The organism is Kribbella sp. NPDC020701, assembly GCF_055562215.1.
Genome location: NZ_JBVHFT010000022.1, coordinates 86,273 through 101,203, shown reverse-complemented (window position 1 = coordinate 101,203; position 14,931 = coordinate 86,273). Strand labels below are relative to the sequence as shown.

The 14,931-nt window shown below is 68.6% G+C and carries 16 protein-coding genes; 5 read left to right on the top strand and 11 right to left on the bottom strand.

Features of this window, described 5'->3' with window-relative positions; all coding sequences use genetic code 11:
• Window position 1: 1 nt before the first annotated feature.
• Window positions 2–1,321 (bottom strand): ABC transporter ATP-binding protein, encoded by a 1,320-nt coding sequence (locus ACZ3HV_RS38505; protein ID WP_465692015.1) that lies wholly within the window; start codon window positions 1,319–1,321, stop codon window positions 2–4.
• Between the two features lie 843 nt (window positions 1,322–2,164).
• On the opposite strand from ACZ3HV_RS38505, the gene ACZ3HV_RS38500 reads away from it, so the two are divergent.
• Window positions 2,165–3,118 (top strand): LysR family transcriptional regulator, encoded by a 954-nt coding sequence (locus ACZ3HV_RS38500; protein ID WP_465692014.1) that lies wholly within the window; start codon window positions 2,165–2,167, stop codon window positions 3,116–3,118.
• On the opposite strand, the gene ACZ3HV_RS38495 is transcribed toward ACZ3HV_RS38500, so the two are convergent.
• From ACZ3HV_RS38495 to ACZ3HV_RS38460, 8 genes are read right to left on the bottom strand one after another with little or no spacing between them, the layout of a single operon-like run.
• Complete coding sequence (locus ACZ3HV_RS38495) at window positions 3,102–4,286, bottom strand: vWA domain-containing protein (RefSeq protein WP_465692012.1); 1,185 nt, start codon at window positions 4,284–4,286, stop codon at window positions 3,102–3,104. The genes ACZ3HV_RS38500 and ACZ3HV_RS38495 overlap by 17 nt on opposite strands.
• Complete coding sequence (locus ACZ3HV_RS38490) at window positions 4,276–4,965, bottom strand: SRPBCC family protein (protein ID WP_465692010.1); 690 nt, start codon at window positions 4,963–4,965, stop codon at window positions 4,276–4,278. Before ACZ3HV_RS38490 ends, ACZ3HV_RS38495 begins: the two co-directional genes overlap by 11 nt.
• Entirely contained in the window at window positions 4,962–5,840 is an 879-nt protein-coding gene (locus tag ACZ3HV_RS38485; RefSeq protein ID WP_360376382.1) for an AAA family ATPase, read from the bottom strand. The genes ACZ3HV_RS38490 and ACZ3HV_RS38485 overlap by 4 nt, the downstream gene beginning before the upstream one ends.
• On the bottom strand, window positions 5,837–6,418 hold the full coding sequence (locus ACZ3HV_RS38480) for a nucleotidyltransferase family protein (protein WP_465692007.1): 582 nt from the start codon (window positions 6,416–6,418) through the stop codon (window positions 5,837–5,839). Before ACZ3HV_RS38480 ends, ACZ3HV_RS38485 begins: the two co-directional genes overlap by 4 nt.
• Window positions 6,419–6,423: 5 nt before the next feature.
• Window positions 6,424–7,311, bottom strand: coding sequence for an XdhC family protein (locus tag ACZ3HV_RS38475; RefSeq protein WP_465692005.1), 888 nt, complete (start codon window positions 7,309–7,311; stop codon window positions 6,424–6,426).
• 7 nt (window positions 7,312–7,318) lie between these two features.
• Window positions 7,319–9,712, bottom strand: a complete 2,394-nt coding sequence (locus ACZ3HV_RS38470) for an aerobic carbon-monoxide dehydrogenase large subunit (protein ID WP_465692003.1) — start codon at window positions 9,710–9,712, stop codon at window positions 7,319–7,321.
• On the bottom strand, window positions 9,709–10,209 hold the full coding sequence (locus ACZ3HV_RS38465; RefSeq protein WP_465692001.1) for a (2Fe-2S)-binding protein: 501 nt from the start codon (window positions 10,207–10,209) through the stop codon (window positions 9,709–9,711). The genes ACZ3HV_RS38470 and ACZ3HV_RS38465 overlap by 4 nt, the downstream gene beginning before the upstream one ends.
• 14 nt (window positions 10,210–10,223) lie before the next feature.
• Window positions 10,224–11,114: an FAD binding domain-containing protein gene (locus ACZ3HV_RS38460; protein ID WP_465691999.1), complete on the bottom strand. Its 891-nt coding sequence runs from the start codon at window positions 11,112–11,114 to the stop codon at window positions 10,224–10,226.
• A gap of 174 nt (window positions 11,115–11,288) precedes the next feature.
• On the opposite strand from ACZ3HV_RS38460, the gene ACZ3HV_RS38455 reads away from it, so the two are divergent.
• The 3 genes from ACZ3HV_RS38455 (at window position 11,289) to ACZ3HV_RS38445 (ending at window position 12,965) form a co-directional block, all read left to right on the top strand.
• Entirely contained in the window at window positions 11,289–11,603 is a 315-nt protein-coding gene (locus ACZ3HV_RS38455) for an XdhC family protein (protein ID WP_465691997.1), read from the top strand.
• On the top strand, window positions 11,600–12,388 hold the full coding sequence (locus tag ACZ3HV_RS38450; RefSeq protein ID WP_465691995.1) for an XdhC family protein: 789 nt from the start codon (window positions 11,600–11,602) through the stop codon (window positions 12,386–12,388). Before ACZ3HV_RS38455 ends, ACZ3HV_RS38450 begins: the two co-directional genes overlap by 4 nt.
• 115 nt (window positions 12,389–12,503) lie before the next feature.
• A complete protein-coding gene (locus ACZ3HV_RS38445; RefSeq protein ID WP_465691993.1) occupies window positions 12,504–12,965 on the top strand; it encodes a hypothetical protein in 462 nt (153 codons plus the stop codon).
• On the opposite strand, the gene ACZ3HV_RS38440 is transcribed toward ACZ3HV_RS38445, so the two are convergent.
• Complete coding sequence (locus tag ACZ3HV_RS38440) at window positions 12,945–13,379, bottom strand: MFS transporter (RefSeq protein ID WP_465691991.1); 435 nt, start codon at window positions 13,377–13,379, stop codon at window positions 12,945–12,947. The two genes, ACZ3HV_RS38445 and ACZ3HV_RS38440, sit on opposite strands and share 21 nt — an antisense overlap.
• A gap of 160 nt (window positions 13,380–13,539) precedes the next feature.
• On the opposite strand from ACZ3HV_RS38440, the gene ACZ3HV_RS38435 reads away from it, so the two are divergent.
• Window positions 13,540–14,100: a DJ-1/PfpI family protein gene (locus ACZ3HV_RS38435; protein ID WP_465691989.1), complete on the top strand. Its 561-nt coding sequence runs from the start codon at window positions 13,540–13,542 to the stop codon at window positions 14,098–14,100.
• 72 nt (window positions 14,101–14,172) lie between these two features.
• Here ACZ3HV_RS38435 and ACZ3HV_RS38430 read toward each other — a convergent pair whose 3' ends face one another.
• Complete coding sequence (locus tag ACZ3HV_RS38430; protein WP_465691987.1) at window positions 14,173–14,889, bottom strand: GAF and ANTAR domain-containing protein; 717 nt, start codon at window positions 14,887–14,889, stop codon at window positions 14,173–14,175.
• Between the last annotated feature and the right edge of the window lie 42 nt (window positions 14,890–14,931).

Genomic DNA, 14,931 nt, shown 5'->3' with positions numbered 1-14,931 from the left:
ATCAGCGGGTGATGCGGTCGATTCGGCGGCCGTTCGCGTCGAAGATGTGGAGGCGCGAGGTGTCGACGGACAGGCGTACGGTCGCGCCGGTCTGGAGACCGTCCGCGGCGCCCACCTCGATGACCAGGTCGCTCCGGCGATGTGCCGGAGTGGAAGGTTCCTCGGCCGGGGGCTGCGGGGGCCGCCGTCGGAAGGCGGCCTTGACTATCGCTCCCAGTGCTGATGCGAGTGCAGGCGAAGAGGCAGCCGCATGCCGCGTGCGTGTGCCGCTGGTCGGTGATGGCGGAGGTGGCGCCGTCGGCCGTGCCGGGACTGCGCCGACCAGGTCCGGGTTGATCATCTCGAGGTCGCAGTGGACGAACGCGATCCACTGATGACCGTGGAACTCGAGCGTTCGCAACGTTCCCGAGAGTTCGTTGGCGTCGCCGCCGGCGACCGGGGTGAACGCATCCGAGCGGGCGCCGACGATCACCTGGCGGCCGTCGTTATGCCTCAGCATCAACGACCGGCGGTCGATCGGTGGCAGCAAGATCGTCTGGGTGCCGAAGTCGAGGAAGACGCGATGGTGGTCGGTGACCCGGACGGTCGCCGACATCAGGTTGATGCGCGGGCTGCCCATGAACCCCGCAACGAAAGCGGTGGCCGGGTCGTTGTAGACCTGGGCGGGCGTCCCGACATCCTCGATCCGGCCTTCGCGCATGATCGCGATCCGGTCCGCCAGGGTGAGGGCCTCGATCTGATCATGAGTGACGTACACCGTGGTGACGTTGAGATCCCGGGCCATCGCCCCGATCTCCTGCCGCAACTCGGTCCGCATGGTCGCGTCGAGGTTGGACAGCGGCTCGTCCATCAGGAAAATCCGCGGCTGTCTCACCACCGCCCGTCCGATCGCGACCCGTTGCCGCTGACCGCCGGAGAGCGTTCTCGGCAGCCGGTCGAGATTCGCGTCGATCCCCAGGATCTTCGCCAGCCCGCTGACCTTCGCGTTCGCCTCGGTGGAGTCCTCGCCGGCGATCTCCAACGGGAACATGATGTTCCCGCGTGCCGTGCGGTTCGGATACAAGGCTCCGTTCTGAAAGACGAGCGCGACGCCGCGGTCCCGGGGTGGAAGAACTGTGGTCCTGATGCGGTCGAACCACAATTCTCCCTCGGTGATCTCCTCCAGACCGGCGATCATCCGGAGCAAGGTGGTCTTGCCGCAGCCTGATGGCCCCAGGAGCACCATGAACTCGCCCGCGGCGACCTCGAGCGAAACCCCGTCGACCGCAAGGTATTGGCCGTCGTACACCTTCGAAACAGCGTCCAGCCTGATTCCTGTCATGACCACCTCCCTCCGGCGAACACGGGCGAGTACACAGCCCAGGGATGTGCTTGTCCAGTGCCAGGGACGGGATCGAGTCCGGACAACGGTTGCCCGAGGCAAACGGTGAAAGAGATTCACTCCAGGACGGCCGACATGGAAGCTAGGCAACGGAAACGTTCAGGAACCCAGGGCGGGAGAAGGTCGACTTCGGCGACACCGCCGACGGAGTAGCTCAGCAGGTTCGCCTCGCCGGCGTCGGTGACGTTCGATCGCGAGGAGCGGTTGCTTGCCCGGGACAACGATCCGAACAGGCCCGTGCCCGTAGGGTCGTTGTGTGACCGTTGAAACGCTCCGACTGCGCGCGGCAACGCTGTCCGACGATGTGTTCACCTACACGGTGCACAGAGAGGCTCTCGGCGAGGTCGTCGAGGCCACGTGGGGGCCGTGGGACGACGTCGGCGATCGGACGGGCGCTGGTGAGACAGCCGCGGTTTCGGGTCCTACTGTGACGGGTAGAGCTGGGCTTCGATTACTTCCGGGCGGTTGCGGGCTTCTATTGACTGCAGGGACTCGCCTTGGCGCCAGAGGGTGCGGGCGATTTCGGCGTACGGGCGGACGGCTGTGGGGTTCCAGGTGTCGGGTTTCCAGGTTCTGGAGCGGGCGAAGGATTTCGGGCAGTGGAAGAACGTTTCCTCGACCGCTACGACGAGCACCACGGGGGGGCGCCGGACAGAGTGCCTGCGCAGGATCGGGGGCGTGGTCACGTCGAAGTCAACGGGGTAGTACGCACTGTGATGGGGGCTGCGCGACACTTGGCGATCGGGGGCGAAAGGCGGGGCGCGGTTCTACGATGGCGGAACGATGACGCCTACTCAGCTCCGCGCGTTCTCTGCGGTCGTCCGTCTCGGTTCGGTGAAGGCCGCCGCCGCCGAACTCCAGGTCACCGAGGCTGCCGTCTCGCTGCACGTTGCCCAACTGCGCAAGGAACTCGGGGATCAGCTCTTCACCCGGACGACGTCGGGCTTGGCGTTCACTCCCGGCGGACTGCGGCTCGCCAGCCGCGCCGTCGAACTGCTCGGGCTGCAGAACCGAACGATCCAGGAGGTCAGCCAGGCCGGGCGCGGCCGGCGGCTGATGCGGATCGCGTCCTCGACGTTGTTCGCCGAGCATGCCGCTCCGGGTCTGATCGAACTGTTCGCCGCCCGGGCCGACGACCTGGACGTCGAGCTGAGTGTGCACCATCCGCGCGAGTTCGCCGCGCTGCTGTCCGAACGCGCGGTGGACGTTGCCCTGGGCCCTGTTCCGGCCGACCTGCCGGATTCGATCCGGCGGATTCCGTTCCTCAACTACCGCCTGGTCGTGGTCGCCGGCAGTGCGCACCCCGCGGCGATCGGCCCGGCCCGGCCGGCGTTGCTGCGCGAGCAGACGTGGTTGCTGGGACCCTCGGCGGTCACCGACGGCGCGGTCGCGGCGATGCTGCGCAAGCTGGAGGTTCCGGAGTCGAGGCAGCGGATCTTCCAAAGTCACGCGGCGGCGATCGAGGAGGCGAAGCGTGACGGGGGAGTTGCCGTGGCGCTGTCGTCCGCGGCCGCCGGTGATGTGTCGAGTGGCCGGCTGACGATCGTCACCGGGCGGGGGCTGACGATGGGCGGAGTCTGGACCGCGATGACGCTGCCCGCGCATGCCGTCGTACCGGCGGCCGCCGAGTTGACGCGCTTCATCACCACACCACGTGCCACCCAGGCGATGCTGCGAGGAGCGGGGGTGACGATCGGGCATTTCCGGCCGTCGATCCACGTCACCTTGTGGAGTTGACCACCTCGGCGAGGCCATCGAGGGTGTTGCCGGGGAGCAGAGCATCGCAGTACGGCAGTGCGGCGACCAGCGCGCCGGTGAGTGGTTGGTAACCGGGTGCGGCGACTCGCGGGTTCAGCCAGATCACCCGATGGGCGCGTCGGGCCAGCCGGGCCATGGTCCGAGCCAGTTGCCCGGGATCGTCGCTGTCCCAGCCGTCGGAGGCGATGATCACCACCGCACCACGGACGAGAGCGCCGTACCTCGACTTCAGCAGTGCGCCGAGATTGGTAGCGATCCGGGTCCCGCCGAAGCGGTCCGTGACCAGCTTCGTCGCCTGGTCGACGGCCACCGCGACATCACGATGAGCGAGTACGGCGGTGAGCCGGGTCAACCTGGTCCCGAAGGCGAACACCTCGGCGTCGGCGGTGATCGTTGCCGCGCGCATCAGATGCAGGTACGGCGTGATGAAGGCCTGCATCGACTGGCTGACATCGCACAGCATGACCAGTCGTCGGGGTTTGTGGACGGGTCCGGTGCGAACGAGCTCGGTCGGTTCCCAGCCGGTGCTGCGTGAGCGTGCCATGGTGGCCCGGAGATCGATCATCGTCCCTCGGCTCCGCGTCGCGAAGCGGCGAGTACGACGGGTTGGCCAGTGCTCGCGAGCACTTTCGAGCCACGCTCCGACTTCCGCCAACTGCACCGGGTCGAGGACGTCGAACGGGGTGTCGCGCAGCCCGGCCAGTGCGCTCGGAAGCCGTTCGGGGACAGCGAGACCGGTGTTCGCCTCTTCGGCGCGGCCCGTGGCTGCGGCCACCGTGATCCACGGCAGACCTTCACCGTCCTGAACCGCCGAAGTTGGTGGCGAGATGGGGCCGGAAGCGCGCTCGAGGGCGGAGTCGAGCGGTCGGCGCCGGGTCTGTGGGTCGACACGGAGGACCGCGTCGGCGAACACGGCGGCGAACACGGCGTCGTACTTGTCGAGATCCGGCCGGCGGCGAACCAGGGTGACTCGGCCGAGCCAGTACAACCGGCGCCGGTCGGGTGCCGGGATCACGGTCAACGCCTCGGTGAAGATCTCGGTCGCGGTGAGATCGACGGCAGCTCCGGCCAGCCGTAGCCGTTCCGAGAACGCTACGGCGAAGGCCGCGCGGTCCACCGCGCGAAACAGGACAGCGTCATCGGACAAGGAAGTAGATCACCACCCCCACGACCACGACGCTCACGAGCACCGGCAACGCCCGTCGAGCCACCGATCCACCTGCCAGCTGCATCAGATCGAGCGGAGCTGGTTCCTCGCTGCTGCTTGACGTCGTGCCCGGCGACGGTTCCGCCACAGTGCTGGCTGGGCGATTAGCAGCGTGCCCGGCGCTCGTCGCGGTGTGCTGCGGTGCGGACACTTGTTGTGTCCCCGAGCCCAGTGCGCCCGCCGCCAGCTTGGCTTCCAGGCAGGTGGTGAACTCTCCGAGGAGCTTCTCGGACACCTGCTTGATCATGCTGCTGCCGAACTGGGCGACCTTGCCGGAGATGGTCAGATCGGTGTCGACACTCACCACAGTGCCGGCCGGATCGGGCCTGAGGTCCGCGGTGATCCGCGCGGCTGCGTTGCCGGCCCCGCGGGAGTCCTTGCCTTTGGCATCGATCACGGCGTGGTGCGTCGCCTCGTCCTTGGCGGTGAACCGGGCGGTGCCGCCGAAGTCGCTGATCACCGGTCCGAGCTTGACCCGGACCTTGCCCTGGTAGGTCTCGCCGTCGAACCCGGTCAGGCTCGCACCCGGCATACACGGCGCGATCGCCTCGAGGTCGGTCAGCACCGCCCAGGCCTCGGCCGGCGGTACGCTCACGGTGAACTCGTGGGTGATCTTCATCCTGTGCCCTCGCTCGGTTCGAACAGTTCGGTCATGGCGTCCACGTCGTCGGGCGACTTGGCGATCGCCGACAGGGTCCGGAGCGCGTTGTCGCGACCGAGCGAGCTCACACCGAGCGCGCTCAGTGCGGCCACCCAGTCGATCGTCTCGGCCAGCCCCGGCGGCTTGTCGAGATCCAGTTCCCGAGCCCGCCCGACGAAGTCGGTGACACTGCGGACGAGCGCTTCGGCGGCCGCCGGGATCCGGCGCCGGACGATCCGGACCGCTCGGTCGGGCGACGGGAACTCGATCCAGTGGTAGAGACAACGGCGCCGCAGCGCGTCGTGCAGCTCGCGGCTCCGGTTCGAGGTGAGGACGACGTACGGCGGTCTCGCGGAGGCGAACGTACCCAGCTCCGGGATCGTCACCGACGCCTCGCCCAGGAACTCCAGCAGCAGCGCCTCGAATTCGTCGTCGGCCCGGTCGATCTCGTCGAGCAGCAACACCGGCGGCACCGGCCCGGTCGCCGTCACACTGCGCAGGATCGGCCGCTCGATCAGGAACTCGGCGGTGAACAGGTCGGCATCCTCGAGCCGGTCGTGCCGGGATTCGGCCAGCCGGATCGCGAGCAGCTGACGCTGGTAGTTCCACTCGTACAAGGCTTCCCGCGCGGTCAGCCCCTCGTAGCACTGCAGGCGGATCAGGGACGTACCGAGAACCGTCGCCAGCGTGAGCGCCGACGTCGTCTTCCCGACCCCTGGCTCGCCTTCGAGCAACAGCGGCCGGGGGAGGGTCGACGCGAGATACAACGCCATGGCGGTGCCTTCGTCGAGCAGGTGCCCGGCCTCGTCGAACCGAGTGACGACCTCCTCGGGATCCTGGAACGGCGCCGTCATCGCCCGATCCCCTGTGCCAGCAGGCTTTCGTAGTCGGCCCAGGTGTCCACGTCGGCCGGCACGTCATCGTCCACGGGAACCTCGACGATGGCATGACTGCCCGACTCGATGAGCTTCCAGACCCCCTTGTCCCCGTGCAGGTTCGCGAGGTCGGGGAACACCGACCGGGCGAACCAGAAGGGATGGCCGATGCCGTCGCGGTACCGGCAGACCGCGATCGGCGCGTCCGGACGGATCACCGAGCGGGCCGACTCGGCACCCACTCCGGGCTGGTCGCCGAGCAGGAGCACGATGCCTGCCGAGCGATCGTCGACCGCCTCCAGCGCGGTGACGATCGAGGAAGAGCAGCCGGTCCCGTACGACGAGTTGAGAACGACCGCGGTCCCGGTCAGATCCACCGCCTCACGGACTTGCTCGGCAGCTCCGCCGAGGGTCACGAGCAGTTGGTCGAATGCACAGTCCCGTGCGGTGCGCAGTACGGCGTCCAGCAGCGTCGTGCCCTGGTAGGGGAGGAGTTGCTTCGGCCCGCCCAGCCGACGCGACCCACCCGCGGCGAGCACGAGTCCGGTGACGAACATGCCGCTCAACCCGTGACCTGCGCGGCGTACGCCTCACGGCAGCCGGTTCCGCAGAACCAGTAGGTGGTGCCATCGACGTCCAGGTACGGCGTGTCCGGTGTGATCACCACCGACATTCCGCAGACCGGATCAAGAGCCTGTGCAGGCACTGCGCTCTGCCCGGGAGCCGGGCCGAGACCCTCCTGCCGGACCGAGCGGACGATATCGGCGAGAACGGAGAGAGCGATCTCTCCCGGGGTCTCAGCGCCCAGATCGAGGCCGGCCGGGGTTCGGATCCGCGCACTCTCCTCGTCCGTCAGTCCGAGCTCGGCCAGCACCGCACGACCACGCTTGCTACTGGCAACCAATCCGACGAAGCCGACGCCGGCGTCGAGCGCGGCCCGCAGCGGTCCCGTCTCGTCCCGGCCGAGCCCGGCCACCACGATCGCCAACGTGCCCGGCGACGGCGGCTTGGTCCCGTCGAGCCGATCGATGGCGAAGCCGGCCGCGGCCCCGACCGCGGCGATCGCGTCGGCGATCGGAGTCGACCCCGAGATGCCGAGCAACGGCGGCGGGATCTGTGGTCGGAGGAAGATCTCCAGCGCGCCGCCACTCAGGCAAGGGTTCGTCGCCACCACCGCGCCCGGTACCTCCGGAAAGGCACCCGCCTCGGTGGGCACGACGCGCAGCAGGACCGCGCGGCCGTCGGCGAGGCTGTTGAGGGCGGCCGAGACCACCGACCCCTCGGCACAGACTCCGCCGACGAACCCCTCGATCGATCCGTCCGCGAGCACGATCGCATCGTCACCCGGGCGCGCCGAGGTCGGGTGCTCGGCGCGTACGACGGTCGCGTGGACGAAGGGCACCCGGGCACCGGTGAGCTCGGCGACCCGATCCGCGACGCCTGTCTTCATCAGCACCTCACACCGGGGGCCGTGGGTGGCCCTGCATGGCGTCCCAGACTCGCGACGGCGTCAGTGGCATGTCGGCGTGCCGGACCTCGAACGGCTTGAGCGCGTCCACCACGGCGTTGACGACCGCCGCCGGCGACCCGACGGTGGCGGACTCACCGATGCCCTTCGCGCCGATCGGGTGGTGCGGCGACGGAGTCACGGTGTAGCCGGTCTCCCAGTCAGGGACCTCCAGCGCGGTCGGAATCAGGTAGTCCATCAGCGATCCGCCGAGGCAGTTGCCGTCCTCGTCGAAGGCGATCATCTCCATCAGCGCCATCCCGACCCCGTCGGTGAGGCCGCCGTGCACCTGGCCCTCGATGATCATCGGGTTGATCCGCGTCCCGCAGTCGTCCACCGCGACAAACCGCCGTACCTTGACCACGGCCGTGCCCGGATCGATGTCGACGACGCAGATGTAGGCGCCGTACGGATAGGTGAGGTTCTCCGGGTTGTAGCAGATCTGGGCTTCCAGGCCGCCCTCGATGCCCTCGGGCAGATCGCCCGCTCCATGCGCCCGCATGGCGATGTCCTGGATGGTGACGGCAGTCCCCGGGTCGCCCTTCACATGGAACGAACCCTTGGTCCACTCCAGGTCCGCGACCGAGACCTCGAGCATCCCGGAGGCGATGATCCTGGCCTTGTCCCGCACCTTGCGGGCGACCAGGGCGGCTGCCGCCCCGGAGACGGGGGTGGAGCGGCTGCCGTACGTGCCCAGCCCGAACGGCGTGTTGTCCGTGTCGCCTTGCACCACCTCGATGTCATCGGGTGGGATACCGATCTCCTCGGCGACGATCTGCGCGAACGTCGTCTCGTGCCCCTGGCCCTGGGTCTTCACCGACAACCGGACCACGGCCTTCCCGGTCGGGTGGACCCGCAGTTCGCAGCCGTCGGCCATGCCGAGGCCGAGGATGTCCATGTCCTTGCGCGGCCCGGCGCCGACCGCCTCGGTGAAGAACGAGACGCCGATCCCCATCAGCTCGCCGCGCGCCCGACGTTCGGCCTGCTCGCGGCGCAGCTCGTCGTACCCGGCGAGCTCCATCGACAGCCGCATCGTCTTCTCGTAGTCGCCGGAGTCGTACACCCAGCCGGTCTTGCTCTGGTACGGGAACTGTTCGGGCCGGATGAAGTTCCGCAGCCGCAGCTCGACCGGGTCCATCTGCAGTTCGTCCGCGAGACAGTCGACCAGCCGCTCGACCAGGTACACCGCCTCGGTGATCCGGAACGAGCAGGCGTACGCGACACCGCCCGGTGCCTTGTTGGTGTAGACGGCGGTCATCTTGCAGTACGCCGCCTCGAGGTCGTAGCTGCCGGTGAACACACCGAAGAAGCCGGCCGGGTACTTCACCGGAGCCGCCGTGCCGTTGAACGCGCCATGATCGGCGAGCACGTTGGTCCGGATCGCGAGGATCTTGCCGTCCCGGGTCGCCGCGATCTCACCGCGCATGATGTAGTCGCGGGCGAAGCCGGTGCTGGTCAGGTTCTCCGACCGGTCCTCCATCCACTTGACCGGCTTGCCGAGCACGAGTGACGCGACGATCGCGCAGACGTACCCGGGATAGATCGGGACCTTGTTGCCGAAACCGCCGCCGAGGTCGGGAGCGACCACCCGGATCTTGTGTTCCGGCAGGCCTGACACGAGTGCGTAGATGGTGCGATGGGCGTGCGGAGCCTGACTCGTGGTCCAGAGCGTCAGCTTGCCGTCGACACGGTCGAAGTCCGCGACACACCCGCAGGTCTCCATCGGGGCCGGGTGGACCCGCGGATAGACGATGTCCTGCTTCACGACGACATCCGCCCGGGACATCACCTCCTCGGTCGCGGCCGCGTCCCCGGTCTCCCAGTCGAAGCAGTGGTTGTCGGTCTTGCCGTCCAGATCGTCGCGGATCACCGGCGCGTCCGCGGCCAGCGCCGTACGAGCGTCAATGACGGGCGGCAGCGGGTCGTAGTCGACGTCGATCAGTTCGAGTGCGTCACGGGCGGCGTACCGGTCCTCGGCGACGACGAAGGCGACCTCCTGGCCCTGGAACCGGACCTTGTCGGTGGCCAGCACCGCCTGGACGTCGTTGGACAGGGTCGGCATCCAGGCCAGGCCCTTCTCGGCGAGGTCGGCACCGGTGATGACCGCCTTCACCTTGGGATGCGCCTGCGCCGCGGAGACGTCGATGCTGAGGATGCGTGCGTGGGCCAGCGGCGAGCGCAGGACCGCGAGGTGCAGCATGCCCGGTAGCTGGATGTCGTCGACGTACCGGCCGAGGCCGCGGATGAACCGCGGATCCTCCTTGCGCAGCATCCGGCCGTGCCCGAGCGGCTTCTGGTCGTTGTTGTCGAATCTCTCGGTGGGACGAGTCGGTGTCGTGGTCATGCTGAGCTCCCGGCGGGCTCGGTGGCGCCGACGGCTTCTGGTTGCACACCGTCGGGATGGGTGGCGGCCCAGCGGATCGACCGGACGATCGTCGAGTAGCCGGTGCAGCGGCAGATCTGGCCCGAGATCGCCTCGCGGATCTCCTGCTCGGACGGGTCCGGCGTACGGTCGAGCAGTGCCCGAGCGGTCATCATCATTCCCGGCGTGCAGAAGCCACACTGCAGGCCGTGGCACTGCATGAAGCCCTGCTGGACCGGATCCAGCCCGTCCTCGGTCTCCAGGCCCTCGACTGTCCGCACCTCGTGTCCGCCGGCCATCGCCGCGAGCACCGTGCAGGACTTCACCGGTTCGCCGTCCATCCACACCACGCAGGTCCCGCAGTTGCTGGTGTCGCAGCCCCAGTGCGTCCCGGTCATCCCGAGGTTGTCCCGGAGGAAGTGCACGAGCAGAGTGCGACCCTCGATCTCGGCCGAGACCTCTTGGTCGTTGACGGTCATCGTCACCTGCATGGTCAGGCCCTCTCTTCCCCGGAGCGTTCGGCGTACCGCTGGACGGCTGTTCGGAGCGCGCGGGTGGTCAGCTCCGCGGCCAGATGCCGCTTGTACTCGGCACTTCCGCGCATGTCGGTGACGGGTTCGCTCGCCGCCGCGGCGAGCTCTCCGGCCTGCCGGAACAGCTCCTCGGAGGGCGGGTTGCCGCGCAACGCCTCGGAGATCGCCGGGATACCGGTCGTGTTCGGTCCCACGGCGGCCAGCCCGGCCCGGGCGTCCACGATCACGCCGTCGCGGATCCAGACCGCGGCACCGGCGGAGACGACCGCCCAGTCACCGGCTCGGCGCTCGACCTTGTAGTACGCACTGGAACCACCCGGCCGGATCGGGAACCGCACCTCGGTCAGGATCTCGTCGTCGCCGACCGCCGTCTCGTAGGGGCCGCGGTAGAACTCGTCCATGGTCACCACCCGGGTGCCGGACCGTCCCCGGATCACACAGCTCGCGTCCAGCGTCGTACACACCGCGGACAGGTCCTCGGACGGATCGGCCTGGCACAGGGAGCCGCCGATCGTCCCGCGGTTGCGGACCACGGGATCGGCGATCACCCGCTCCGCGTCGGCGAAGATCGGGAACAGGTCCGCGAGCTCGGCCGACTCCAGCAGTTCGCGGTGCCGGGTCATCGCGCCGACGCGGACCTCGTCCGGCGTGACCGTGATCCTGCCGAGCTCGTCGTGCAGGTCGTTGATGTCGATCAGGTACTCGAAGTTGGCCAGCCGCAGCTTCATCATCGGCAGCAGGCTGTGCCCGCCGGCGACCAGCCGGGCGGTGCTTCCCAGCCGGTCGAGCAGCTCGACGGCGTTGTCAACACTGGTGGCGCGCTCGTACTCGAATGGTGCTGGAACCTGCATGCCGGGTCCCTTCGTCGACGCTGACACCTCGATATCACCGCTCCGCGGGAGCGCTGTCAACGAGCACCTAAGACATCGCTTAGGTGCTCAGGCGGGACTTGCGCCAGACAATCGCCTGCGGCCTGGTCCAGCGGTCGCGCGGGCTACTTTCGACGTACCGGAGAAGGAGGCGGGATGCGCGATCTGCTCGACGACATCGACCGGTGGCGAGCCGACGGCCGGGCCGTCGTACTCGCCCGGGTGGTGGACTTGGAAGGCTCCGGCCCGCGCGGACCCGGCGCCGCGATGGCGGTCAACGACCGCTTGGAAGTCACCGGGTCGGTCTCGGGCGGTTGTATCGAGGGTGCGCTGGTCACCGCTGCCGAGGAGGTCTTCGCGACGGGGGAGCGTTCGGTCCACACATTCGGCTACTCCGACAGCGAGGCGTTCGCCGTCGGTCTCACCTGCGGCGGCACGATCCACGTGTACGTCGAGCCTCTCGACTGGTGAGGAACGTGTACGCCGAACTCGCCGACGCACTGCGCACCCGGCGGCCCGTCGTCCTCGTGACCGTGATCGACGGGCCCGAGACCGGAGCGAAGCTGCTGATCACGGCCGAGGGCGAACGATTCGGGAGCCTCGGCGACGAGACCCTCGACGAGCGGGTTGGCCGGGACGCATTCGGAGCGCTCGCGGCGGGCCTGACCGGAGTGCGGCACTACGGACGCCACGGCGAGCCGGCGCAGACCGAGCTGACGGTCTTCGTCGAGTCGTTCACGGCACCCCGCCGGATGATCATCTTCGGTGCCGTCGACTTCGCCGCCGCGCTGTCCCAGGCCGCAACTCTGCTCAAGTACTCCGTGACGGTGTGCGACGCGCGGCCCATCTTCGCCACCCGGGCGCGCTTCCCGCAGGCCGACGAGGTCGTCGTGGACTGGCCCCAGCGGTTGCTCGCCCGGATCGGACCCAGCCTGACCACCCGAGACGCCGTGTGTGTGCTCACCCATGATGCGAAGTTCGACGTACCGGCCATTGTTGCGGCGCTGGGAACCGAGGTCGGCTACCTCGGTGTCATGGGGAGTCGTAACACTCACCGCGACCGGTTGGAGAGACTCCGTGCCGAAGGCGTTCCGCCGGAGTCACTCGAGCGCCTGCACGCGCCGATCGGGCTGGACATCGGTGCCTTGACACCAGAGGAGACCGCGATCTCGATCTGCGCGGAGATCATCGCCGAACGCGCCGGCCTCGACATCGTCCGGCCCCTGCGACAGCTGAGCACCCCGATTCACCACTAGGCCGGGATCCCTGAGCATTCGAGTCAGCTGGTGGGACGGCCGTGGTTCTTCCGGCCGGATGCGACGGGCAGGTGATAGACAGGCTGTTTGAATCTGGGGACGGAGCGCGGCTCGGATGGTGATGGCCTGGCGGTTCGGCGCGATTGGCGTCGACGCCGTGATGGCGGTCGTCCAGGACGCGGAGCGGATCGCGGACTGGGTGGTCGCCGTACCGCCCGACGTTCGCGCCGATGCGCGCTGGCCACAGGCCGGCAGCGTGGTGCTAAAGGACACTGACCGGGAGCCCCATGGCAGGCACGCCTACGACCGCCATCTGACGGTCGCCGTCGTCGAGACCTGGCGGCCGGACCAGGAGTTGGTCCTCCGCCTGCGGAGCGGCCTGGGCGGATGGATCCGGCTGACGATCAGACTCCAGCCGCGTCCGGGCGGCTGCCTGATCGAGGTCAGGTCCGATCCGCTCACCGCCTCGGCCCGGCTGAGGTACGCCGGCCCGGCCCGATCCCGCGCCGAAGAGCGCTGTGCCCTGGTCGCCGAGCACCTGATCGAACTGGCAACGTCACCGGAGCCTGAGCCCTGATCGTGTGGACACCGCGCGGCGCGGTAGGCAGAGTTGGGCGGCCAGTAGGCCTGCCGCGCCGATCAAGGGCCATATGAGGAGACCGAAGTCCCGCGCGCTCAGACCCACGTCGCTGACATGCAGGGGCAGGCCGACGGTGGACTGGATGTAGACGAACTCGCCGACCACGGTCATCACGATCGCCGTCAGCCCGGCGGTGGGTACGGCGGACAGCACGATGGTCCATCGCCCGCCGATCTTGTCGGCGAGGTAGCCACCGATGGCGTTGCCGAGCACGTTGCACAGACCGGACACGCCCAGCACCAGCCCCGCGGCACCGGCGGAATAGCCGCGCCCGGTCAGGTAGAGCACGATGAACACGGGCAGGAAGTTGCCGACCCGGTTGACCAGGATGCCGAGACTGACGATCCACACCCTGCGGGCAGGCTGCGCAGTGCGTCGCGGAATCGCGGCTCGTCGACACCCGACCGGTCCGAGCCGCGCGTGACCATCTGGAGCGCCGCGGACACCCTTGACCCGGGGTTGGGGCGCGGAGGAGGCTGGCGGTAGTTACGACGCTGGGAAGGGGATTGCGATGCCTAAGGTGCTGATTGTTACCGGGGACGCGGCGGAGGATCTGGAGGTGTTCTACCCCTATCAGCGGTTGCTGGAGGAGGGGTACGACGTCGATGTGGCCGCGCCGGAAGTGAAGAAGTTGCAGTTCGTGGTGCATGACTTCGTGGACGGGTTCGATACCTATACCGAGAAGCCCGGGCACACGTGGCAGGCCGACGTGGCGTTTGCCGACGTGGACCCGGCGGACTACGTGGCCCTGGTGATTCCGGGTGGGCGGGCGCCGGAGTACATCCGCAACGATGCCGACTGCCAGCGGATCGTGAAGCACTTCTACGGTGAGTCGAAGCCCGTGGCCCAGCTCTGTCACGGACCGCTCGTCGCTGCGGCGGCCGGCGTACTGGCCGGTCGCAAGACTTCGGCCTACCCAGCTCTGGCGCTCGACATCAAGGCTGGGGGAGCGGAGTGGGTCGACGGCGACGCGGTCGTCGACGGCAACGTCGTATCCGGCCGCGCCTGGCCCGACCACCCGACCTGGATGCGCGCCTTCATGACGATCCTCAAGGAGCACGCACCTGCCTGACCCAGAGTGGTGGTGGCTGGCCCCGAGCCAACCGAGTGGGGTTCGAAAGTACGGCCCGAATCAGGCTGACTTTCAGCTGGGGAGTTTGCGGGTGTCGATCAGTTCCTGGGCGACGTCGCGGAGTTTGGTGTTGGTGTCTTGGGAGTAGCGCTTCAGGATGGTGAAGGCGCGGTCGGCGTCGACGGCGTACCGCTCCATCAGGATGCCCATCGCCTGGCCGACGAGCTTGCGGGCGTCGACCGCGGCTTCCATGGTCCGCTCGTGCCGGGCGGTCGCGAGCGCGACCGTGGCGTGCCGCGCCAGGATGTGGGCGATCGCCTCGTCGTCGGCGTCGAAGGCGTCCGGTTTGGGGCTGTACAGACCCAGTACGCCGACAGTCCGTGACGACTGCCCGAGCGCCAGCGGCACGTCCAGCACGCTGCGGACTCCGAGGGCGCTGACCCTGGCCGCCCAGTTGGGCCAACGGTCGTCGGTCGTGGTGTCGCGGACCAGGACCGTGGCCCGGTCCCGCATCGTCGCGATCAGCGGACCTTCCTCGCCGCGCAGCTGGGACTCGTAGATCTCGGCGACCACGGGGTCGGTCACGGCGGGTATCTCCGGCGGCCCGCCCCGGGTATGCAGTGCGACCCCGGCGAAGGTGCAGTTCAACGCCTGCAGAGCGAACTGGACGACCGACTCGACGGTCTCCTCCACGCCTTCGGCCTCGTGCATGTCCAGCGCCAACTGCGCGAAGGTCTCCGCCATCCGGCCACCGACGGGATCATCCGCCGCTAACTCACCTTCTTCCATGCCTCCCATCATGCTCCTCCTCAGACGCGCCGAGGCCACGAG